Genomic DNA, 21,157 nt, shown 5'->3' with positions numbered 1-21,157 from the left:
AATCCCACCGAAGCCCGGGTACCCCCCACCCCCGCCCCCCGGCTTCCGTAGCATGGGGACCGTGACAGCCCCCGCACAGCTTCGGCCTGCGTCCTCGCCCCTCGGGCGGTGGCGTGTGTTGCTGGTGCTCGGGCTGCTTGCGGGGCTCTTCGGGATGCATGCGCTCGCTCCGGGGAGTACCGGAGCGGTCGGCGGGCATCACTCCCCCGCCGCCTCGGCGCACGTCGGCATGGCGATGGGGCACGGCGAGTACGACGAGTACGTCTGCCACGGCGACGCCGACACCGGTGGGCACGCTCAGCATGCCGATGCCACGTGTGCGTCCGGTGCCGTGGGTGCGGGGCCCGTGTTCGCCTCGCCCCCGGGCGATCCGCTCGGTGCCGTCCCGGTCGTCGACCGGGCGCCTGGCGCCTTCCTGGCCGCACCCGACGGGGGTCGCGCCCCGCCCACCCTCGCCGAACTGCAACTCCTGCGGATCTAGGACAAGGCCGAGCCGTCGTCGTACGGCACTCAGCCATGTCCCAGCACACCCCCGTACATCGCAGGAGTACCAGCATGACCAGCACCCGTTCCCTCGTCCGTCGTGCCGCGCTCGGCGCCACGGCGCTCGCCGCCGCTTTCCTCCTCGCCGCCTGCGGCAGTGAGGACGGCGGCTCCGACACCGGCTCCGGTACGGCGGCCTCGGCCACCGCCGAGGACACCGCCGGCGCCCACAACGACCAGGACGTGTCCTTCGCGCAGGACATGATCCCGCACCACCAGCAGGCCGTTCAGATGGCGAAGATGGCCAAGAACCAGGCGTCTTCCGCTGAGGTCAAGGACCTCGCCTCCCGGATCGAGAAGGCGCAGGACCCGGAGATCGAGACCATGTCCGGGTGGCTGGAGTCCTGGGGTGAGGACGTGCCCTCCGGCATGCCCGGCATGGACCACTCCGGCGGGCACGGCGACGACTCCTCCGGCATGCCCGGGATGATGGACACCGAGGACATGGACAAGCTGATGGAGGCGTCCGGCGCCGGCTTCGACACCATGTTCCTGACCATGATGATCGACCACCACGAAGGCGCCGTGGAGATGGCCGGCACCGAGCAGGACAAGGGCCAGTACGGGCCCGCCAAGGAGCTGGCCGGCGACATCATCACCGCGCAGAACGCCGAGATCGAGGAGATGAACGAGCTCCTCGACGAGAAGAACTGACGGCAGTCAGGTCGGTGGCCCGGATCCCGGGCCACCGACCGATGATTTCCGCGCCGTAAGTCGGTCTCCTGTACAAAGCCGTCCCCGACGCAGCCAGGAGACCACCGACATGACCGCAATCGCCAAGGGCCCCGCGAGCTACTTCCCCTCGATCGAGAAGAAGTACGGCCGTCCCGTCGCGGAGTGGAAGGACCTCATCCGCTCCTCGCCGCTGACCCGGCACATGGAACTCGTCAACTGGCTCAAGGCCGAGCACGGTCTGGGCCACGGCCACGCCAACGCGCTCGTCGCGCACACCCTGGCCGAGTCCGCCGGCCGGTAAGTCCCCCCAGAGCGACGTCAGTTCTCCTCGTACGGGTCCTGCGGCGTCGGTGCCGGGACGGCGCTGGTGACCTTCAGGAACGGGATGGGGGCGCCGTTGACCGGGTCCTTCGTGCGGCGGGGGGTGTAGGTGCCGGTGACGCGCAGCCAGGTGTCGGGGCGGAGGACCGGGGGAACCTCGCCGGTCAGGGCGACCTTGACCGGCTGGGCGTCCGCGGCACAGCAGTTGAGGGTCATCCGGACCAGATACGGGGTGCCCGCGCGGTCCAGCGCCACGAACCCGGTGATCTCGACACGGCGGTCCTTCAGGGAGCGGCCGTGGTCGTAGACCGCGCGGCCCGCGTAGTCGACCAGGCCGAGCCGGACCGGGTCGCCGGAGGGCAACTCGGCGTAGCCGTACGGCTGTTGCAGGGCCGTTCCGGTGCGCAGGGCGCTGTAGGAGCCGAGGGCGGGCGGGGCCACCAGGATCAGGGCGAGAAGGGGCAGCACCAGGAGCCAGCTGATGCGGGGCTCGGGGTGGGAGTGCGCGGGGTCGGGGCGCCGGTGTTCGTACCAGAACGTCGCCAGCGCCGCCACGATCAGCACCGCCGCCGAGGCCAGCAGCAGCGGGCGCAGGCCGGACTTGACGTAGCGCAGGTACAGGTCGGTGGTGCCCGCGTGCAGCAGGGACGCGCCGAGGAGGAAGAGGATCGCGGCCTGGGCCTGGCGGTTCACAGCAGCACCGCCCCGGTGGCGGCCGAGACCAGGACGGCCACGGCGAAGGTCGTCGGCGCGAAGCGCAGGGCGAAGGCCCGGCCGAACGTGCCCGCCTGCATCGCGAACAGCTTCAGGTCGATCATCGGTCCGACCACCAGGAAGGTGAGCCGGGCGGTGAGGGAGAAGTGCGTCAGCGACGCGGCCACGAACGCGTCCGCCTCCGAACAGATCGACAGCAGTACGGCGAGCACGGCCAGGGCGAGCACGGCGAGCACCGGGTTGCCGGCCAGCTCGCGCAGCCAGCTCTCCGGCGCCGCCGCCTTCAGGGTGGCCGCCGCCATCGCGCCCACCACCAGGAAGCCGCCGGCGTGCATCACGTCGTGCCGGACCGAGCCCCAGAAGGCGGCGCCCCGGCCCTGGCCGTCGTAGGACGAACGGGCCGGTGGGCGCAGCCAGTCGGCGCGGCCGAGGCGCAGCCACAGCCAGCCCATCGCGCAGGCCACCAGCAGGCTCGCCACGAGTCGGGCGAGGACCATCTCCGGGTTGCCGGGGAAGGCGACCGCCGTCGCCGTCAGCACGATCGGGTTGATCGCCGGGGCGGACAGCAGGAACGCCAGTGCCGCGGCCGGGGTGACCCCGCGCCGCACGAGCGCTCCCGCGACGGGCACCGACGCGCACTCGCAGCCCGGCAGCACCGCGCCCGCCGCCCCGGCGACCGGTACCGCGAGGGCGGGGCGGGCGGGCAGGGCGCGGGCGAAGAACGACGGCGGGACGAACACCGCGATGGCCGCGGAGAGAAGGACGCCGAGGACGAGGAAGGGCAGCGCCTGGATCATCACCGCGACGAACACCGTCATCCAGTTCTGCATGACCGGTGCGGACAGGGCGCCGCGCAGGGGGTTCTGGAGCAGGACCGCCAGAAGCAGCACCATGGTCAGCAGCAGGGGGGAGTCGAGGCGGCGGCCACCCTCCTGGTCGGTGTCCGGCGACGGGCGTGTCCTGGTCGTGGTCGCCACGGGCGGTCGTTCCTTCCTGTGTGCCTCCCCATGCATACGGGAAGTCGGGGCCCTTTGTTCAGGTGTCCACTGGAACCACCCGTCACGGTGGGGCAGTCTTCTCCCTCGTGGGGAGCGTTCCGAGTCAGGGTCAGCCGGGTGGTGCGCCCGCCGCGCACATGGTGGTGTGCGGCGACGACGGGCTCGCACACCGGCTCGCCGCCGAACTGCGCGGTGTCTACGGCGAACAGGTCACGCTCGTCGTGCCGCCCTCCGAACGCAGTGTGCGCACGCCGGTCGTCGGGCGGGCGCGGGCGGCATCGGCGGCGCTGCTCGACCGGGTGGTGAACGCGGCCGTCAACCGGGCCGCGGGCAACGGCGCTTCCGTATCCGGCCCCGCCGACGGCGATCGGGTCGTCGAGGCCGCCGAACTCAGCGAGGCCGTCCTGGCCGACGCCGGCGTGGACCGGGCCGCCGCACTGGCTCTGGTCTACGACGATGACGAGGCCAACATCCGCGCCGCGCTGACCGCCCGCCGCCTCAACCCCCGCCTGCGGCTCGTGTTACGGCTCTACAACCGGCGGTTGGGGCAGCACATCGAGGAACTCCTCGACCAGGCGGCGACGTTGGCGACCGGGGAGGGGGAGGCGGACCGGGATGCCGTGGACGCCTCCACCACCGTGCTGTCCGACGCCGACACGGCCGCCCCCGCGCTGGTCGCCACCGCGCTCGTCGGCACCAGCAAGGTCGTACAGACGGACGGGCTGTTGCTGCGGGCGGTGGAGCGGCAGCCGACGGGGGCCGGGCAGGTGACCGCTCCGGGGCTGGCCACCCTGGCGCTGCTGTCGGCGCCGGGCGGGGAGCAGGAGCCGCAGCTGCTGCCGGACGAGGCGGCGGTACGGGCGGCGCGGGGGCGTGGGGCCGTCGTGCTGGAGCAGGTGTCGTACTCGGGGCCGTCGCTGCCGGGCGGGCGTGGGGTCGTACCGGCGTTCTCCTCGCTGTTCTCGCGGCGGCTGCGGTGGTCGCTGGCCGGTCTTGTGGGGTGTGTGGTCGCGCTGGCCGTCGCGCTGACGGTGGCGACCGGGGACCATCCGCTGCACGCGACGTACGAGACCCTGCTCGACCTCTTCGCGATCAACGAACCCGCGCTGAACGAGTCGACCGGCCGACAGGTCCTGCAACTCCTGTCCGGGCTGCTCGGGTTGCTGCTGCTGCCGGTGCTGCTGGCCGCGGTGCTGGAGGCGCTGGGGACGTTCCGCAGCTCCTCCGCCCTGCGCAAGCCGCCACGCGGTCTTGGCGGTCACGTCGTGCTGCTCGGGCTCGGCAAGATCGGCACGCGTGTGCTGACCCGGCTGCGGGAGCTGCACATCCCGGTGGTGTGCGTCGAGGCCGATCCGGAGGCGCGCGGGATGGCGACGGCGCGGCGGCTGCGGGTGCCGGTCGTGCTCGGGGACGTCACCCAGGAGGGCGTCCTGGAGGCCGCCAAGATCCACCGCGCGAACGCGCTGCTCGCGGTGACCAGCGCCGACACGACGAATCTGGAGGCGGTGCTGGCGGCCCGTTCCGTACGGCCCGACCTGCGTGTCGTCCTTCGGCTGTACGACGACGACTTCGCGACGGCCGTGTACCGGACGCTGCGGGCCGCGCATCCGCATGCCTCCACGCGCAGCCGGAGCGTGACGCATCTGGCGGCGCCCGCGTTCGCCGGGGCGATGATGGGGCGGCAGATCCTGGGGGCGATTCCGGTCGAGCGGCGGGTGCTGCTGTTCGCGTCCGTGGAGGTGTCCGGGCATCCGCAGCTGGAGGGGCGGACGGTGGGCGAGGCGTTCCGGGCGGGGGCCTGGCGGGTGCTGGCGCTGGACACGGCGGTGTCCGAAGCGGGTGACGCATCCGGTTCCGGGGACGACGAGGAAGAGGTACGGCCGTCAGGGCTCGTGTGGGACCTGCCCGACACGTACGTCCTGCGCGCCGAGGACCGGGTCGTACTGGCGGCTACCCGCAGGGGGCTGGCGGAGCTGCTGGGCCGACGGCCGCGGGAGCGGGCGGGGGCGTAGGGCCTGTCCTGGGGGAACCCGCGTCACACGGTGACGCGCTCCTGCTCCTCCTCGACCAGGCCCAGCTCCGCGTCCCGCGCCAGTTCCACCTCGCGCCGCAGCAGCCGGAACCACATGAAGACCACGAAGCCCGCGAAGACGAACCACTCGCCCGTGTAGCCGAGGTTCTGGAACGCCTTCAGGTCCAGCCCGGTGTCCTGCGGGGCGCTCGGGGGGACGGTCTTCAGCCCGGAGTCGCCCGCGTTGAGGGTGACCCACGCGTCGTACAGGTCGTACGGCACGAGGTTCACCAGCGACGCCGCGCTGATGGCCCCGGTCTGTCCGTCCGGCAGTCCGCCCTGCCCGGGCACGCCGTTCTCCCCCGGCTGCTCGGAGGCCTGCAGGGCTCCCGTGACGGTGACCTCGCCGGTGGGCGCGGCAGGCGCCTCGGCCCGGTCCGCGTCGCCGGGCAGCCAGCCCCGCACGACCGGCAGCGCCTTGCCGTCGTCGGTGCGCAGCAGGGTGAGCACGTAGTACCCGCGCTTGCCGTCCAGCTCACGGTCGGGGACCAGCAGCTGCTCGCCGTACCGTCCGCTCGCGGTGACCTGCTTGCCGGAGGTGGCCTTGTCCACGGGCAGCAGTTCCGTGAGCGGACGCGCGGCCTCCCGCTCGTCCGACTCGGCCCGCGCGGTCGCCCGGTCGTGGTCCTGCATCCGCTCCTCGAACCGGCCCAGCTGCCATGACCCCATGAACACGCAGAAGGGGATGGCGAGCAGCACGAAGACGTTGATCCCCCACCAGCGGGGCGTCAGCAGAAACCGGTACACGCCTTCCAAGGTACGGGGCCGACATAAAGTGCCCACCCGCGGGGTCAGTACCTCTCGACGAGATGTTCCCGGCCCGCCGGCGGCTCGTACGGCTCCGGCCAGAAGTCCGTGACGGCGGATATCCGGCCGTTCCCGTCCCCGGTGAAGAAGGAGATGCCGTACATCTCCTCCAGCCCCACCGTGAAGTGGATCCAGGTGACCACCTGCTCCGCCTCGGCGACGATCCGCTCGATGCGCAGGTGCCAGTCGCCCGGGTACTCCCGGTTGAACTGCACGTACCGCTCCCGCCCGCGTATGCGCTCGCGGGTCTGCGGCAGGGTGTAGACGACGTCCTCGGCCAGCGTGTCCGAGAACGCGGGCCAGTCGCGGGCCTCGGCGGCGGCCCAGAAGCTCTCGACAGTCTTGCGCAGATCGGTCATGCCACGAGTCTGCACCGCGCCACTGACAATCGGCCCTGGCTCACGGCCGGCCCGGCTCACGGCCCGTCAGCCCTTGCTCGCCTTCAGCGAGTACATCAGCGGGATGCGCGGCCGGTCCGCCGGGAAGCGGTGGTAGCCGTCCCGTACCTCGAAGGACCTGAAGCGCGGAAACAGCGACACGTCGTGCTCGTGCAGGAACTCGATGCGCAGCCCGGCGGCGGCCAGCGCGGTGACGACCTCGCCGATCGGGTGCTGCCACTCGACGCTGCGGTTGTGGACGGTCTCGGCGTCCTGGTCGGCGTAGGTGCCGGGCGTCTCGTCGATCCAGGCCTCGCGGGCGAAGTAGTCGTGCACGACACGGGAGCCGGTCTCGTCGTCCAGGACGTCGGTGAGCGGGTGGAACTCGGCGAGATAGAGGAAGCCGCCGGGCGCCACGAGCGAGGCGGCGGTCTCCGCCCAGCGCCGGATGTCCGGCAGCCAGCACAGCGCGCCGGTGCCGGTGTAGACGATGTCGTAGGAGGAGTCGGGCACGGCCTCGGCCGCGTCGTACACGTCGGCGGCGACGAAGGCCGCCCGGTCCTGGCCGAGGCCGAGGTCGGCGGCGAGGCCGCGGGCGGTGTCGACGGCAGGCTCGGAGAAGTCGAGGCCGACGACTCGGGCGGCGCCGCGCCGGGCCCAGGAGAGGGTGTCCAGGCCCAGGTGGCACTGGAGGTGCAGCAGGCTGCGGCCGGTCACGTCCCCGATCTCGGCGAGCTCGAAGTCGCGCAGGGGGTCGGCGCCGGCGCGGAAGCCGTCGAGGTCGTAGTAGTCGCCGGAGGCGTGCAGGGGGACCCTCTCGTCCCAGTGGGCGCGGTTGGCGTCCAGCCAGTCGGCGGGGGTGCGGGAGTACATGATCCCGAAGTTATCCACAGGCTGAGGACCTCGCCAGCCAATTGTCGGCCGGGGCGGGCACTATGGGGTCATGACTGAGAGCAACGTGCCGAGCCGGGAGATGCCGGACTGGGAGAAGCGCTTCCGGGCGCCCCGGGTGTCACTGCCGGACTGGGCGGAGGACGCCCCGGACCGCGCCCTGTTCGTGTCGAACGCGACGGGGACGTACGAGCTGTACGCCTGGGACCGATCGACGGACGAGCAGCGGCAGGTGACACACCGGCCGAACGGCACCACGGACGGCGTGCTCTCCCCGGACGGCGCGTGGATCTGGTGGTTCGACGACAAGGACGGCGACGAGTTCGGCGTCTGGCGGCGCCAGCCGTTCGCCGGCGGCGAGGACGAGCTGGCGGCCCCTGGCCTGGACCCCTCCTATCCGGCGGGCCTGGCCCTGGGCAGGGACGGACGCACGGCGGTCGTGGGCCGCTCGACGGACGAGGAGGGTACGACGATCCACCTCGCGCGCACCGGTGAGCCCCCGGCGGAGATCTACCGGCACCGCGAGTCGGCGGGCGTCGGCGATCTCTCCCACGACGGCTCGCTGATCGCCGTCGAGCACACCGAGCACGGCGACGCGATGCACTCGGCGCTGCGCGTCCTGCGCCCCGACGGTTCGGCGGTCGCCGAGCTGGACGACACCGCGGGCGGCACGGTGGAGCTGGGCCTGGAGGTGCTGGGCTTCGCTCCGGTGGACGGCGACACCCGGCTGCTCGTCGGCCACCAGCGCCGCGGCCGCTGGGAGCCGCTGGTGTGGGAGGTGGCGACGGGCGAGGAGACGGACCTGACGCTGGACCTGCCGGGCGACGTGAGTGCCGAGTGGTATCCGGACGGCTCCGGCCTGCTCATCGCGCACAGCCACGAGGCCCGCAGCGAGCTGTTCCGCTACGACCTGACGACCCGCGAGCTGACAAAGGTCACCACCCCGCCGGGCACGGTGTCGGGGGCGACGGCCCGCCCGGACGGCACGGTGGAGTACCTGTGGTCCTCGGCCGCCGAACCGTCGGCGGTCCGCTCGACGACGGGCCGGGTCGTCCTGGATCCGCCCGGCCTGAAGTCCCCGGGGTCGGTGCCGGTGGAGGACGTGTGGGTGGAGGGCCCCGGCGGCCGTATCCACGCCCTGGTCCAGAAGCCGGCGGGCGCCACGGGCCCGCTGCCCACGGTCTTCGACATCCACGGCGGCCCGACCTGGCACGACAGCGACTCCTTCGCGGCGGGCCCGGCGGCCTGGGTCGACCACGGGTACGCGGTGGTGCGGGTCAACTACCGCGGTTCGACGGGCTACGGCCGCGCCTGGACGGACGCGCTGAAGCACCGGGTCGGTCTGATCGAGCTGGAGGACATCGCGGCGGTGCGGGAGTGGGCGGTCGACTCCGGCCTGGCCGACCCCGCCCGGCTGATCCTCACCGGCGGCTCCTGGGGCGGCTACCTCACCCTCCTCGGCCTCGGCACCGAGCCGGACGCATGGGCGCTGGGCATCGCGGCGGTCCCGGTCGCCGACTACGTCACGGCCTACCACGACGAGATGGAGGCCCTGAAGGCAATGGACCGCACCCTCCTGGGCGGCACCCCGGAGGAGGTCCCGGAGCGCTACGAGGCCTCGTCACCCCTCACCTATGTCGACCAGGTCAAGGCCCCGGTCTACATCTCGGCGGGTGTCAACGACCCCCGTTGCCCGATCCGCCAGATCGACAACTACGTCAAGCGTCTGGATTCCCGGGGCGCCGTCCACGAGGTCTACCGCTACGACGCGGGCCACGGCTCGCTGGTGGTCGAGGAACGCATCAAGCAGGTCAACCTGGAACTGGACTTCGCGGAGCGGCATCTGGCGCGCTGACGGGGGACCGTACCGGCCGGTGGGGCTGGTCGGCGTCGACACGAGGGCCGCACGGCGGCTACGACGCCGCCAGCACCCCGGTCCAGTAGACCGTCCCCGCGCACGCGTTGGACACGACCGTCGACGCCGTCGGCCCGCCCGGCTCCGCCGTGTTGGCGACCGCGACGCTGCCGTCCGCCGTGCCCTCGTCCGTGAGGAGCTGGGGTGAGGTGCCCTCGGTGCCGGTGGAGGTGCCGCCGGTGGTGGTCGCGTCGCCGGTGGGGCTGGGGTCGGGGTCGGGGGTGGGGCTGGGGTCGCCGGTGGTGGGACAGGTCTCCGAGGGGACCCAGGCGAACTTCACCTCGTACGAGGCGCCCGGCTGGAGCAGCAGCGAGGTGAGTTCCAGGGACGGGTCCGGGAGGCCGGTCGCCGGGTCGCCGGAGATGTGCCGGGCCGTGGTGATCTTGGTGGCGTCGGCCGCGCCCTGCGGGGTCGTGCCGAGCGAGCCGGGGCTGGTCACCGTGCAGGCGGTGCCCGAGGAGTTGGTGAAGCGGAAGGTGCCGTAGGAAGCGCCGACGGCGTCGGGGGCGCCGACCGCCGCCGAGGCGACGGCGAGCTGCTCGGCCGTGCACACCGCGGCGCCCGTGTCGGTGGTCGCCTGGGGATCGGTGGAGCCGGAGCCGCCGGTACCGCTGCCGGTGCCCTTGTCCTTCTCGTCCTCCTTCTCCCCGCTGTCGCCCTTGTCCTCACCCTTCTCGGAGGAGCCGCCGGACGAGCCCTTGTCCTTCTCGGGGTCCACGCCCTGGCTGGCGCCGCCCTGGGCCTCGGTGCCGAGGCCCGCGACGGAAGGGTTTGCGTTGGAGCCGGTGGAGTTGGAGACGTGCACGAGGGCGGGGACCGCGGTGCCGACGAAGAGCGCCGCTGCCGCCATGCCGACGAGGGCCTGCCGCTTGCGGGCCCGCCGTGCGGGCACCGCCCGGCGCAGATGCTCCAGGGTGCCGTCGCGCGGCTCGATCTCCTGGACCGCGTCGTGCAGCAGCCTCCGCAGATCCAGCTCGTCCGAGTCGAGACCCTCGGGGCCCTTGCCGTCGGGGCCGTGGTTCACAGTTCCGTTCCCAGCGTGCGATTGCTTCGGCGTCTGACCGTCCTCAGGGACGCTCAGGTGACGCCGCCGTTCCTCGTGGTCCCCGCTCATGCCGGAGCCTCCATAGCGACCCGCAGCGCCGCGATGCCGCGCGAGCCGTACGCCTTGACCGAGCCCAGGGATATACCGAGCGTCTCGGCGACCTGCGCCTCCGTCATGTCCGCAAAGTAGCGCAGGACGAGGACCTCGCGCTGGCGGCGCTGGAGGCCCTTCATCGCCTTGATCAGCGAGTCCCGCTCCAGCTGGTCGTACGCACCCTCCTCGGCGCTCGCCATGTCGGGCATCGGCTTCGACAGCAGCTTCAGGCCGAGGATGCGGCGGCGCAGGGCGGAGCGGGAGAGGTTGACGACCGTCTGGCGCAGGTAGGCGAGCGTCTTCTCCGGGTCGCGGACGCGCTTGCGCGCGGAGTGGACCCGGATGAACGCCTCCTGGACGACGTCCTCGCAGGAGGCGGTGTCGTCGAGAAGGAGCGCGGCGAGACCCAGCAGCGACCGGTAGTGGGTGCGATAGGTCTCGGTGAGGTGGTCGACCGTCGTGCCGGCGGCCGCGATGTCCTCGGCGTACTCGCCGTCGCGCTGACTGGGTATGCGGGCGGGCCGCGCTGCGGGCATGGGCGCGATCACCGGCATGCCACCGGGCGCGCCGGGCATGCGGGAGGGGCGAGTAGGGCGGGACGGCCGGAGAGCGGCCGTGCCGCGCGTCGCCGCACGGAAGTCGAGTACCTCTGCCACGCCAGTTGGACACGCTTCCCCCCGAGAGGGTTGTACGTGCCGGACGTCACTTTTGCGTCAGGCAGCACGACTGACGGTGCCTCACATGCACTCATGCGTCCCGTTCTTCCCCTATGTCCCATATGAACGGGCGTCCCCACGCCCTGCTCATGGCGTCCCCACGCCAGAAAAGCGCGCCCTCACACCCGCCGAAGGGCGACCGCAAAGACGCTCCCCGCCCTCCGCGCGGTTGCGGAGGGCGGGGAGGAAATCTTCGAATGCCGGGCAGGTCCGGTTCAAGTGGTCCGGACCATCGCCCCGCTCACATCTCTCACACAGATCCTACAAACGAATCAGGGCACGGCCCCTGCTTTTCCTGCGGCCGGCGGCCGTCACGAAAACTCCGCCGCCACCAGCTCGGCGATCTGTGCGGTGTTCAAGGCGGCTCCCTTGCGCAGATTGTCTCCGCACACAAAGAGTTCGAGAGCCGTGGGGTCGTCCAGCGCCCGGCGCACCCGCCCGACCCAGGTCGGATCGGTGCCCACCACATCGGCCGGTGTAGGGAACTCGCCCGCCTCGGGATTGTCGAACAGGACGACGCCGGGGGCTGTGGCGAGAATCTCACGCGCCCGCGCGACCGTGACCTCGTCCTCGAAGCGGGCGTGGACGGTCAGCGAGTGGGTGGTGACCACCGGAACGCGGACGCAGGTCACGGCAACGGGCAGCTGGGGCAGTCCGAGGATCTTGCGGGACTCGTCCCGCACCTTCATCTCCTCCGAGGACCAGCCGTCCTCGCGCAGCGATCCGGCCCAGGGCACCACGTTCAGGGCGACCGGCTCCGGGAACGGCCCGGTGTCGTCCCCGACCGCGCGCCGTACGTCACCGGGGCTGGTCCCCAGCTCCGTGCCGGCGACCAGGGACAGCTGACGCCGCAGCGTGTCCACGCCGGCCCGCCCGGCTCCGCTCACGGCCTGGTAGCTCGACACCACCAGCTCGCGCAGCCCGAACTCGGCGTGCAGCGCGCCCAGCGCCACGATCATGGACAGGGTCGTGCAGTTGGGGTTGGCGATGATGCCCCGCGGCCGCATCCGGGCCGCGTGCGCGTTGACCTCGGGGACGACCAGCGGCACGTCCGGGTCCATCCGGAAGGCGCCGGAGTTGTCGACGACGACCGCACCGCGCGCGGCGGCGATCGGCGCCCACTGCGCGGAGACCTCGTCGGGTACGTCGAACATGGCGACGTCGACCCCGTCGAAGGCCTCCTCCGACAGGGCCACCACCTCGACCTCCTCACCGCGCACGGCCAGCTTGCGGCCGGCCGAGCGCGGTGAGGCGATCAGACGGATCTCGCCCCAGACGTCCGCGTGGTGGGACAGGATCTGGAGCATGACCGTGCCGACGGCCCCGGTCGCTCCCACGACCGCGAGCGTCGGTGGCCGGGTCATCGCCCGGTGCCTCCGTAGACGACGGCCTCGTCGCTGTCGGAGTCGAGCCCGAACGCGGTGTGCACGGCGCGGACGGCCTCCTGGACGTCGTCGGCGCGCGTGACGACCGAGATGCGGATCTCGGAGGTCGAGATCAGCTCGATGTTCACGCCCGCGTCGGACAGGGCGGTGAAGAAGTCGGCCGTGACCCCGGGGTTGGTCTTCATACCCGCGCCGACCAGGGAGATCTTGCCGATCTGGTCGTCGTAGCGCAGGGAGTCGAAGCCGATGCCGGCCTTGTTCTTCTCCAGGGCGTCGATGGCCTTGCGGCCCTCGGCCTTGGGGAGGGTGAAGGAGATGTCCGTCAGGCCGGTGGAGGCGGCGGACACGTTCTGCACGATCATGTCGATGTTGATCTCGGCGTCGGAGATCGTGCGGAAGATCAGGGCGGCCTCGCCCGGCTTGTCCGGCACGCCGACGACCGTGATCTTGGCCTCGGAGGTGTCGTGCGCGACACCGGAGATGATGGCCTGCTCCACCTTCTTGTCCCCTTGCTGAATCGGCTGGCTGCTGACCCACGTGCCCTGAAGTCCGCTGAAGCTGGACCGGACGTGGATCGGGATGTTGTAGCGACGGGCGTACTCCACACAGCGGTGGAGCAGTACCTTCGACCCGGAGCTGGCCAGCTCCAGCATGTCCTCGAAGGAGATCCAGTCGATCTTCTTCGCCTTCTTCACCACACGCGGGTCGGCGGTGAACACACCGTCGACGTCGGTGTAGATCTCGCAGACCTCGGCGTCGAGCGCGGCGGCCAGCGCGACGGCCGTGGTGTCGGAACCACCGCGGCCGAGCGTGGTGATGTCCTTCTTGTCCTGGCTGACGCCCTGGAACCCGGCGACGATGGCGATATTGCCCTTGTCCAGGGACTCCCGGATGCGGCCGGGCGTGACGTCGATGATCCGGGCTTTGTTGTGGACCGAGTCGGTGATGACGCCTGCCTGGCTGCCGGTGAAGGACTGGGCCTCGTGGCCCAGGTTTTTGATCGCCATGGCCAGCAGTGCCATGGAGATACGCTCTCCGGCGGTCAGCAGCATGTCGAACTCACGCCCGGCAGGCATCGGAGATACCTGCTCGGCGAGATCGATCAGCTCGTCCGTCGTGTCGCCCATCGCGGAAACGACGACGACCACCTGGTGGCCGTTCTTCTTCGCTTCCACGATTCGCTTGGCGACGCGCTTGATGCCCTCGGCATCGGCTACGGAGGAGCCTCCGTACTTCTGCACGACAAGGCCCACGTGCGCTCCTCGCTCAGTCCCGTGTGTGTCGGCTCAGTTTAACGAGCGCCCGAATTTCGCCTCTGCGGTACCGCATGGTGAGATTCCGGCGCCCAGGTCAGCACATGCCCAGCACATCGCTTCCGAAAAGTGCCAAGGGTCACAAGCGACAGCTGTGAATTAAGTTTCAAGCACTAGGGTGCCGTTGTGCGCGTACTACTGGTGGAAGACGACGAGCCGGTCGCCCAGTCCCTCCGGCGCGGCCTGATCCGCTACGGATTCGAGGTCGAGTGGGTCACCACCGGCGGGGCGGCGCTCGACCACGAGGGCCCCTACGACGTCGTACTCCTCGATCTGGGCCTGCCCGACACCGACGGCCTGGACGTCTGCCGGGCGCTGCGGGAGCGCGGCGGGGTGCCGATCATCGTGATCAGCGCGCGCAGCGACGAGACGGACCGGGTGGTCGGCCTGGAGCTGGGCGCCGACGACTACGTCTCCAAGCCGTTCGGGGTGCGCGAGGTCATCGCGCGGATACGGGCGGTGATGCGCCGCGTCCAGCCCCGCAGCGCCGCCGCGAGCGGCCCCGACCGCTACGGCCCCCGCCTCACCGTCGACCGCAAGGCGGCCCGCGTCCGCCTGGACGGCGAGGAGGTCGCCCTCGCCCCCAAGGAGTACGACCTGCTGGCCTTCCTCACCGAGGAGCCCGGCGCGCTGATGTCGCGCGAGCAGATCATGGAGGCGGTCTGGGACGCGAACTGGTTCGGGCCGACCAAGACGCTGGACGTGCATGTGGCGGCGCTGCGGCGGAAGCTGAAGGGCGCGGTCACCATCGAGGCGGTGCGCGGGGTCGGCTTCCGGCTGGAGATCGACTCCTGATGATCCGCCGGCTCATCGTCAGTTACGTCCTGCTGGTGGCGGTGGCCCTGGCCGCCTTCACCGTGCCGGTGGCGTTCACGCTGACCGCGCAGCTGCGGGGGGACACGGAGCAGACGGTACGGCGGGAGGCGCAGACCATGGCGGTGCTGCTGGCCGACGGCGACCCCTCGGCACGGGATCTGCTGAACCGGAACGTCGACGCGTACGCCGAGCAGGGACTCGGCCGCATCGAGGTGCTCCCCGCCGCGCAGGCCCCCGCGGACACCGAGGAGCACTGGGGTGACGGGGCGCTTGAGGTCACGGTCCCGGCGAAGGCGAGCGACGGCGCCGTCGCGGGCGCCGTACGCATCACGTATCCGACGAAGGAACTCACCGACCGGCTCTGGACGATCTGGGGATTCAGGGCCGGGCTCGCGGTCACCGTGCTCGGGGTGGCCGCGCTGATCGGCGCGGTGGTGGCCCGGCGGCTCACCGCGCCACTACGACAGCTCAACGACATGGCGAGCAAGCTCAGCGACGGCGACCTGACCGCCCGCGCACCCGTCACCGGTCCGCACGAGACACAGACCCTGGCCCACACCCTGAACCAGGCGGGCGAGCGCCTGGACACCCTGGTCGCCTCGCAGCGGATCTTCGTGGCGGACGCCTCGCATCAGCTCCGTACGCCGCTGACCGCACTGCGGCTGTCCCTGGACAACATCGCGGACGGCGTGGACGACGAGTTCGTGAAGGAGGACGTGGAGCAGGCGACGGCGGAAGTGGTCCGGATGAGCCGCCTGGTCAACGGCCTGCTGGTACTCGCCCGCGCGGAGGCGAAGGTGACGGTGGCGGAGCCGCTGTCGCTGCGGGACATCGTGGCGGAGCGGCTGGCGGTGTGGCGTCCGGCCGCCGACGAGCGCGGAGTCGCCATCGCGTTCGGGGGGAGTGTCGACGACCGGCTGCCGGTGCTGACCAGCCCCGGCCATCTGGACCAGGTGCTGGACAACGTCCTCTCGAACGCCCTGGAGGTCTCGCCCGACGGCGGCCGGATCACCGTCCGGGCCGAGTCCCGGCCGGACTCGGTGCTGCTGTCGGTCCTCGACCAGGGCCCCGGCATGTCGGACCCGGAGAAGTCCCGCGCCTTCGACCGCTTCTGGCGCGGCCAGGGCCTGACCGGCCGCTCCGGCTCCGGGCTCGGCCTCGCCGTCGTCAAGCAGCTGGTGACGGACGACGGCGGGACGGTGACGCTCCAGGACGCACCCGGGGGCGGGCTGATGGTGGTGATCAGCCTTCGGGCATCGCAGAGGAGTGGTGGTTGACGATGACCCACTCGCCTCCCCGCTTCTCGTACTCGTAGGTGTAGCGGGCGACGACGGTGCGCTTCTCGCCGGTCTCGTGATCGGTGAGCGCGAACTCGTATACGCCGGTGTCGATGGCGGAGTTGCCGTCGAGCACGTTGACGTGCGTCTCGACCTTCTTGCCGACCGGCTTGTTGGCCAGGAAGTGCTCGAAGTAGTCGACGATTCCGGCGCGGTCGGTACGGACCTTGTTGGACACGGTGGGCAGGAGTACGGCGTCCCTGGCGTACCGGTCGGCGACCTTCTCGGCGTCGCCGGTCCGCAGGGCGGCGTTCCAGCCGTCGAAGAGGGCGGCGATCTCCTTCTTGCCCGCCTTCTCCTCGTCCGCCCCGGCGACACCGACGCCGGCGGCGAAGGTGCCTACGGCGACGACGGCGGCAGCGGTGACGGTGGCTATGCGCTTGCCTGTGCCTGTGCCTGTGGAACGACGGGTCATCGCAACTCCCTTGCGGGTCGGGGTTACTGGAGTGACTCCAGGGTCGCGATGTGGCGGTTAGGGGTGGTGCAGGGGATGTACAGGGGTGATCCAGGGTGTGGCCAACTTGCGGAGGGCGCCTGGGTGGTTACTCGCTGTCTTCTGAGGGCGGGTCCAGCAAGGGTGCGAAGTCGTGGCGGAGCTTTTGGACTTGGGGGGCGGTGGGGCCGAGCAGGTGCTCCCAGTCGGCGAGGAGGGGGAGGAGGACCTCGCGGGCTCGGGCCGGGTTGTGCATGGACCTCCAGAGGAAACCAACGAGGAACTCGCGAGCGTCCAGGGTGAACCTGTCCGTGGCGCCGCTGTCACGCGTCATGGTCTCGACGTATTCCTCGTACATGGCCGCGGCTCCCGCGTTGTCGCCCACTCTTCTTCTGGCAAACGCCAGGATCTGTCGCAGGCTCTGGCTGACGCGGCTGTCCGTTCCCGTCGCTGCCAACGCCCTGACCAGCAGTTTCTCAATGGCATCCCGAGCGGGCACCGCATAACGGTCGGCATCCTCCTGGGCCAGGTCGGCCAGCGTCTCGGCCCAGACCGACCAGGCTTCCAGCGATGTGGCGTCGTCGGCGCCCAGCGCCCGTTCGGCCTTCCTCGCGTTCTTCCTTGCCAGCCTCAAGGCATCCGTCAGGCGTCCCGCCAGCCTCATCGCACCGGCCAGCTCCGTCCTCGCCTCGAAGGTCTCCGGGCGCCGACGTCCTGACGTGCGCACGTGATGCGCGAGGTTCCGTTCGAGCAACCTGATCGCGTCCTCGTACTGACCGGCGTAGCCGTAGGACTGAGCCAGGCTGTTACGCACCATGAGCGTGAGCTCGTGACGAGGCCCGCAGGCCCGTTCCGCCCCGGCCAGGGCTCTCTCGTGCAGCTGGAGCGCGCGGGTGAGGTCGAGATGGACGTACCTGAGCCCGCTCACATTGAACAACCAGACTTCGTCCTCGCCGTCGGTCTGCGGGGCAACGTGCGAGGCGAGGGATTCGAGGTGCGACAGCCACCGCAACTCGGCAGCGATGTCCCGCACTTCAAGGCCTACGTGGCTGAGCAGACCGGCAGACCTGTGGGCGGCATCCGCCCCTTCCGCCCGCGCCACCGCCTGCACCAGCCGGTGCACCGAGATCGTGTCGTCCTCGTGCAGGGTGATCATGCTGTACGCCACGAGCCGCCGGACCGCCTCCGTCACCTCCACCGGGCTGCCCAGCGACTCCAGATACGCCCGCGGAATCCCGTCCGGCGCCCACCACGCGATCACCCGCAGAATCTCCACCGCGAGCGGCGTGTCCGCGAGCCGGTCCAGCGTCACCCGCCACACCCGGGCGACCGTACGGCCCGCGTCCGCCCCCTCCGCGGCCTGCGCGAACATCTCCGCCGGATACGCGGCCAGCAACTCCCCGTACCGCCGTGCGGTGATCCCGGCCTCCGAGCAGTAGGCAGCCGCCTGCTCCACGGCCAGCGGCAGACACCCCAGTTCCCGGCACACCTCCTCGACGCCGTCGGTGGAGCCGCCGTAGATCCGCCCGAACAGCTCTGTGGCTTCCGGCAGTTCGAGCACGTCGAGCGAGAGCGCCTCGGCAACCCCCTGCCACCCGGTGGCCCGCCGGGACGTGATCAGAACCCGCCCCCGCGACGCCCGAGCCAGCAGCGGCTTCACATCGGCCGGATCGGACACGTTGTCCAGGACGAGCAGCCACCCGTCCCGCGCGGACAGCCACTGAACGGCCCGCTCCCGCAACGCCTCCCGGGACATGACGTCCCGCAGCGCGGGCTGAAGCGCAACCGCGAGGTCGGCGAGCCCGGCGTCGAGATCGGCCGGGGTCTCGGCGGTGATCCACCACACCGGGTTGTACGCCCCCGTACGCCCCGCCGCCCACCGCGCCGCGAGCGTCGACTTGCCGATGCCTCCCAGCCCGTGCACGGCCTGCACGACAACACCGCCGACGCCCGCGAACGCCTCGTCCAGCAGCCCCAGTTCCCGATCGCGCCCGACGAACAACGCAGCCTTGTCGGGCAGGTTGACCAGCCCTTCCGGCGCACGCTCGGGCATCACGAAGGCCTCGGCGGGCAGCGCCACCGACTTCTCGGTGTACATCGCGACCGCGCCGTCCCCGCTGAGCGCCTGGTTGATGCCCTGCCCCGCGGCGATCGACCGGTCCCCCGAAGCCTCCGCCGACGCGCTCATCAGGCGTCGCCCGTCGATGCCGAGCCGATGTCACCCCCGGCGGCGATGGAACGATCGCCCGACGCGGTGACCGGCCCGTTCGCCGGTCGCGGCGGCGGCGACGCGGGCATGGTGGGCGGCGGCCCGGCGGTGGCCCCGTCCCCCGTCACGGCGGTGCCGATGCTGCCGCCCGCGGCGATCGAGCGCGGTCCGCTCGCGTTCACGGCACCGCCGGTCGAGGCGGGACCCGGTACCGGCGGCGGCGCCGGTCTGAACAGGGCGTACACCGTCACCGCCAGCCCGAGCAGCCCCGCCACTCCCCCGGCCACGCTCGCCCAGGGGTCGGCCCCCTCGACATCCAGCGCAGCCCCGACGACGAGCCCCGCCGCTCCCGCGACACAGAGCCCGATCCCCGTCCACATCAACGCCCTTGACCCTGCTGCCATACGTCCATCATCGCGCCGCAGGTGGCCGGGAGGCACCGGTTCCGGAGAGGATGCCGAGCCATGACGACGAACAACTGGACGGGCGACGCACTCCTGACGGCAATCGTGCTGCTCGGCTCGTCCGTCCAGTGGCTCACCGGCATGGGCTTCGCCCTGGTCGCCGTACCGGCGCTGATCCTGCTGCTGGGCCCGGCCCAGGGAGTGATCCTGGCCAACTGCGCGGCCGGGGCGATCTGCGTCGTGGGCCTGGCGGGCGGCTGGCGGCGCATACGCCCGTACGCGATGCTCCCCCTCTGCGCGGCAGCGGCGTGCACGGTACCGGCGGGCACTTGGCTGACCCGCCAACTCCCCGAGCCCTGGCTCCTGTTGACCATGGGCGGGCTGGTCACGGCGGCCGTACTGCTCGTCATGCGCGGCGCCCGGGTACCGGCGCTGCGCGGACGGCGCGGCGCCGTGGTCGCCGGCGCGGCGGGCGGGTTCATGAACTCGGCGGCCGGGGTGGGCGGCCCGCCGATGTCCCTGTACGCCCTCAACGCGGGCTGGACAGTACGGGAGTTCGTGCCGAACGCGATGTTCTACGGCGTCGTCGTCAACGCCTTCTCCGTGGCCTCGAACGGGACGCCGGACCTGGGCGGGACGCAGTGGGCCCTGGTCGTCGCGGCGATGGGCGCGGGCGGGCTGATCGGCAGGGGGCTCGCCTCCCGGATACCGGAGAAACGGGCCCGGCTGCTCGTACTGTCACTGGCCCTGACGGGCGGGGTCATGGCCGTGGGGAAGGGCCTGTGGGGGTTGTGACGCGGTCGCCGTTGCGCCGCTACTTCCTCGTCCGCAGTCCCAGCGGTCCCGCGATCTCCTCCGCCATGACCTTGCCGGCCTCGAACTCCAGTGTCTCGTCGCCCATGGACTGGTCGGTGTCGAGGCCGTCCAGTTCCTCCAGGGGCTGGTTCAGGCGGACGTGGGCCAGGACGGACTGGAGGGCGCGGAGGGTCGCCGAGGCCGTGGAGCCCCAGTTGGAGAAGTAGGAGAACTGCCACCACCACAGGGCCTCCGTGGTGCGGCCGGACCGGTAGTGGGCCATGCCGTGGCGCAGGTCGGTGATGACGTCGGCGAGGTCGTCGGAGATACGGGCCGGGACCGGGGCCTTGCGGGGCTCGTAGGGGTCGAAGACCTCCGAGTAGATGTCCACCGGGTCCAGCAGGCGGGCGAGGTTCTCGCGCAGCTCGTCCACGTCCGGCTCCGGGCCCAGGTCGGGCTCGTAGCGCTCGTCGGGGACGATGTCCTCGTGGGCGCCCAGGCGGCCGCCCGCGAGCAGGAGCTGGGAGACCTCCAGGAGCAGGAAGGGGATCGCCGATTCCGGCTCGTCGCCCTTCGCCACCTCGGTGACCGCTACGAGGAAGCTCTCAACCTGGTCCGCGATCTGGACCACGAAGTCGTCCGGGTCCTGAGTGGTCGCGTGCAGCGTGGCGTCAGACATCTAGGAGTCGTCTCCCCTCGAAGGCGCGGCCGAGGGTGACCTCGTCCGCGTATTCCAGGTCGCCACCCACCGGGAGGCCGCTGGCCAGGCGGGTGACCTTGAGGCCCATGGGCTTGATCATGCGGGCGAGGTACGTGGCCGTGGCCTCGCCCTCCAGGTTCGGGTCCGTGGCCAGGATCAGCTCGGTGACCGTCCCGTCGGCCAACCGCGCGAGAAGTTCTCGTATACGGAGGTCGTCCGGACCGACACCCTCGATGGGGCTGATCGCGCCGCCCAGGACGTGGTAGCGGCCGCGGAACTCGCGGGTGCGCTCAATGGCCACCACGTCCTTGGGCTCCTCGACCACGCAGATCACCGTGGGGTCGCGGCGGGCGTCGCGGCAGATGTTGCAGAGCTCTTCCTGCGCGACGTTTCCGCAGGTCGCGCAGAAGCGGACCTTCGCCTTGACCTCCATGAGGGCCTGCGCGAGGCGCCGTACGTCCGTCGGTTCCGCCTGGAGGATGTGGAAGGCGATCCGCTGCGCGCTCTTGGGACCGACGCCGGGCAGCCGACCCAGCTCGTCGATCAGGTCCTGGACCACGCCTTCGTACAACGGACTGCCGTCCTTCCTGGGGTTCCTT

Annotated in this window: 22 protein-coding genes; 8 read left to right on the top strand and 14 right to left on the bottom strand. The window is 71.4% G+C overall.

Going from position 1 to position 21,157, the window contains the following annotated elements:
• The first annotated feature begins 61 nt into the window (after window positions 1–61).
• From AB0Q90_RS28525 to AB0Q90_RS28515, 3 genes are all read left to right on the top strand, one after another.
• Entirely contained in the window at window positions 62–481 is a 420-nt protein-coding gene (locus tag AB0Q90_RS28525; RefSeq protein ID WP_365733808.1) for a DUF6153 family protein, read from the top strand.
• A 74-nt stretch (window positions 482–555) separates the two neighbouring features.
• Window positions 556–1,197 carry a DUF305 domain-containing protein gene (locus AB0Q90_RS28520; protein WP_363161061.1) on the top strand — a complete coding sequence of 214 codons (642 nt, stop codon included), beginning with the start codon at window positions 556–558 and terminating at the stop codon, window positions 1,195–1,197.
• 109 nt (window positions 1,198–1,306) lie between these two features.
• Window positions 1,307–1,519, top strand: a complete 213-nt coding sequence (locus tag AB0Q90_RS28515) for a DUF4287 domain-containing protein (RefSeq protein ID WP_363161062.1) — start codon at window positions 1,307–1,309, stop codon at window positions 1,517–1,519.
• A 17-nt stretch (window positions 1,520–1,536) separates the two neighbouring features.
• Here the strand turns inward: AB0Q90_RS28515 and AB0Q90_RS28510 are convergent, their stop codons facing one another.
• Together AB0Q90_RS28510 and AB0Q90_RS28505 are read right to left on the bottom strand one after the other, a co-directional pair.
• The gene (locus tag AB0Q90_RS28510; RefSeq protein WP_363161063.1) at window positions 1,537–2,232 is read right to left on the bottom strand and encodes a TIGR03943 family protein; all 696 of its coding nucleotides are present in this window, start codon (window positions 2,230–2,232) and stop codon (window positions 1,537–1,539) included.
• Window positions 2,229–3,230 (bottom strand): permease, encoded by a 1,002-nt coding sequence (locus AB0Q90_RS28505; protein ID WP_363161064.1) that lies wholly within the window; start codon window positions 3,228–3,230, stop codon window positions 2,229–2,231. Before AB0Q90_RS28505 ends, AB0Q90_RS28510 begins: the two co-directional genes overlap by 4 nt.
• Window positions 3,231–3,388: 158 nt before the next feature.
• On the opposite strand from AB0Q90_RS28505, the gene AB0Q90_RS28500 reads away from it, so the two are divergent.
• The gene (locus AB0Q90_RS28500) at window positions 3,389–5,263 is read left to right on the top strand and encodes an NAD-binding protein (protein ID WP_363161172.1); all 1,875 of its coding nucleotides are present in this window, start codon (window positions 3,389–3,391) and stop codon (window positions 5,261–5,263) included.
• Window positions 5,264–5,286: 23 nt separating this feature from the next.
• On the opposite strand, the gene AB0Q90_RS28495 is transcribed toward AB0Q90_RS28500, so the two are convergent.
• From AB0Q90_RS28495 to AB0Q90_RS28485, 3 genes are all read right to left on the bottom strand, one after another.
• A complete protein-coding gene (locus tag AB0Q90_RS28495) occupies window positions 5,287–6,078 on the bottom strand; it encodes an SURF1 family protein (protein ID WP_363161065.1) in 792 nt (263 codons plus the stop codon).
• A 35-nt stretch (window positions 6,079–6,113) separates the two neighbouring features.
• A complete protein-coding gene (locus AB0Q90_RS28490) occupies window positions 6,114–6,488 on the bottom strand; it encodes a nuclear transport factor 2 family protein (RefSeq protein ID WP_363161066.1) in 375 nt (124 codons plus the stop codon).
• Window positions 6,489–6,554: 66 nt separating this feature from the next.
• Complete coding sequence (locus AB0Q90_RS28485; RefSeq protein ID WP_363161067.1) at window positions 6,555–7,379, bottom strand: class I SAM-dependent methyltransferase; 825 nt, start codon at window positions 7,377–7,379, stop codon at window positions 6,555–6,557.
• Window positions 7,380–7,449: 70 nt separating this feature from the next.
• Here AB0Q90_RS28485 and AB0Q90_RS28480 point away from each other — a divergent pair, with 70 nt between their 5' ends.
• Complete coding sequence (locus AB0Q90_RS28480) at window positions 7,450–9,252, top strand: prolyl oligopeptidase family serine peptidase (protein ID WP_363161068.1); 1,803 nt, start codon at window positions 7,450–7,452, stop codon at window positions 9,250–9,252.
• Window positions 9,253–9,310: 58 nt separating this feature from the next.
• Here the strand turns inward: AB0Q90_RS28480 and AB0Q90_RS28475 are convergent, their stop codons facing one another.
• From AB0Q90_RS28475 to AB0Q90_RS28460, 4 genes are all read right to left on the bottom strand, one after another.
• Entirely contained in the window at window positions 9,311–10,336 is a 1,026-nt protein-coding gene (locus AB0Q90_RS28475; protein WP_363161069.1) for a hypothetical protein, read from the bottom strand.
• Between the two features lie 86 nt (window positions 10,337–10,422).
• Window positions 10,423–11,025, bottom strand: coding sequence for a SigE family RNA polymerase sigma factor (locus tag AB0Q90_RS28470; RefSeq protein ID WP_363161173.1), 603 nt, complete (start codon window positions 11,023–11,025; stop codon window positions 10,423–10,425).
• 452 nt (window positions 11,026–11,477) lie between these two features.
• Window positions 11,478–12,530, bottom strand: coding sequence for an aspartate-semialdehyde dehydrogenase (locus tag AB0Q90_RS28465; protein WP_363161070.1), 1,053 nt, complete (start codon window positions 12,528–12,530; stop codon window positions 11,478–11,480).
• A complete protein-coding gene (locus AB0Q90_RS28460) occupies window positions 12,527–13,804 on the bottom strand; it encodes an aspartate kinase (protein WP_363161071.1) in 1,278 nt (425 codons plus the stop codon). The genes AB0Q90_RS28465 and AB0Q90_RS28460 overlap by 4 nt, the downstream gene beginning before the upstream one ends.
• A gap of 186 nt (window positions 13,805–13,990) precedes the next feature.
• On the opposite strand from AB0Q90_RS28460, the gene AB0Q90_RS28455 reads away from it, so the two are divergent.
• Window positions 13,991–14,659, top strand: coding sequence for a response regulator transcription factor (locus AB0Q90_RS28455; RefSeq protein ID WP_363161072.1), 669 nt, complete (start codon window positions 13,991–13,993; stop codon window positions 14,657–14,659).
• Window positions 14,659–15,957 (top strand): HAMP domain-containing sensor histidine kinase, encoded by a 1,299-nt coding sequence (locus AB0Q90_RS28450; RefSeq protein ID WP_363161073.1) that lies wholly within the window; start codon window positions 14,659–14,661, stop codon window positions 15,955–15,957. The genes AB0Q90_RS28455 and AB0Q90_RS28450 overlap by 1 nt, the downstream gene beginning before the upstream one ends.
• Here the strand turns inward: AB0Q90_RS28450 and AB0Q90_RS28445 are convergent.
• The 3 genes from AB0Q90_RS28445 to AB0Q90_RS28435 form a co-directional block, all read right to left on the bottom strand.
• Entirely contained in the window at window positions 15,923–16,432 is a 510-nt protein-coding gene (locus tag AB0Q90_RS28445; protein ID WP_363161074.1) for an SgcJ/EcaC family oxidoreductase, read from the bottom strand. The genes AB0Q90_RS28450 and AB0Q90_RS28445 overlap by 35 nt on opposite strands.
• A 127-nt stretch (window positions 16,433–16,559) precedes the next feature.
• Window positions 16,560–18,638: a tetratricopeptide repeat protein gene (locus AB0Q90_RS28440; RefSeq protein ID WP_363161075.1), complete on the bottom strand. Its 2,079-nt coding sequence runs from the start codon at window positions 18,636–18,638 to the stop codon at window positions 16,560–16,562.
• Entirely contained in the window at window positions 18,638–19,063 is a 426-nt protein-coding gene (locus AB0Q90_RS28435) for a hypothetical protein (RefSeq protein WP_363161076.1), read from the bottom strand. The genes AB0Q90_RS28440 and AB0Q90_RS28435 overlap by 1 nt, the downstream gene beginning before the upstream one ends.
• A 60-nt stretch (window positions 19,064–19,123) precedes the next feature.
• Here AB0Q90_RS28435 and AB0Q90_RS28430 point away from each other — a divergent pair, with 60 nt between their 5' ends.
• Window positions 19,124–19,858 carry a sulfite exporter TauE/SafE family protein gene (locus AB0Q90_RS28430; protein ID WP_363161077.1) on the top strand — a complete coding sequence of 245 codons (735 nt, stop codon included), beginning with the start codon at window positions 19,124–19,126 and terminating at the stop codon, window positions 19,856–19,858.
• Between the two features lie 19 nt (window positions 19,859–19,877).
• Here AB0Q90_RS28430 and AB0Q90_RS28425 read toward each other — a convergent pair whose 3' ends face one another.
• Together AB0Q90_RS28425 and recR are read right to left on the bottom strand one after the other, a co-directional pair.
• A complete protein-coding gene (locus AB0Q90_RS28425; RefSeq protein WP_363161078.1) occupies window positions 19,878–20,537 on the bottom strand; it encodes a DUF5063 domain-containing protein in 660 nt (219 codons plus the stop codon).
• Complete coding sequence (gene recR, locus AB0Q90_RS28420; protein ID WP_360826316.1) at window positions 20,530–21,129, bottom strand: recombination mediator RecR; 600 nt, start codon at window positions 21,127–21,129, stop codon at window positions 20,530–20,532. Before recR ends, AB0Q90_RS28425 begins: the two co-directional genes overlap by 8 nt.
• Between the last annotated feature and the right edge of the window lie 28 nt (window positions 21,130–21,157).

This window comes from Streptomyces sp. NPDC079141 (assembly GCF_040686775.1).
Lineage (GTDB): Bacteria > Actinomycetota > Actinomycetes > Streptomycetales > Streptomycetaceae > Streptomyces.
Note: the sequence above shows the minus strand (reverse complement) of the source record. Positions and strands in the feature narration are given on the sequence as shown.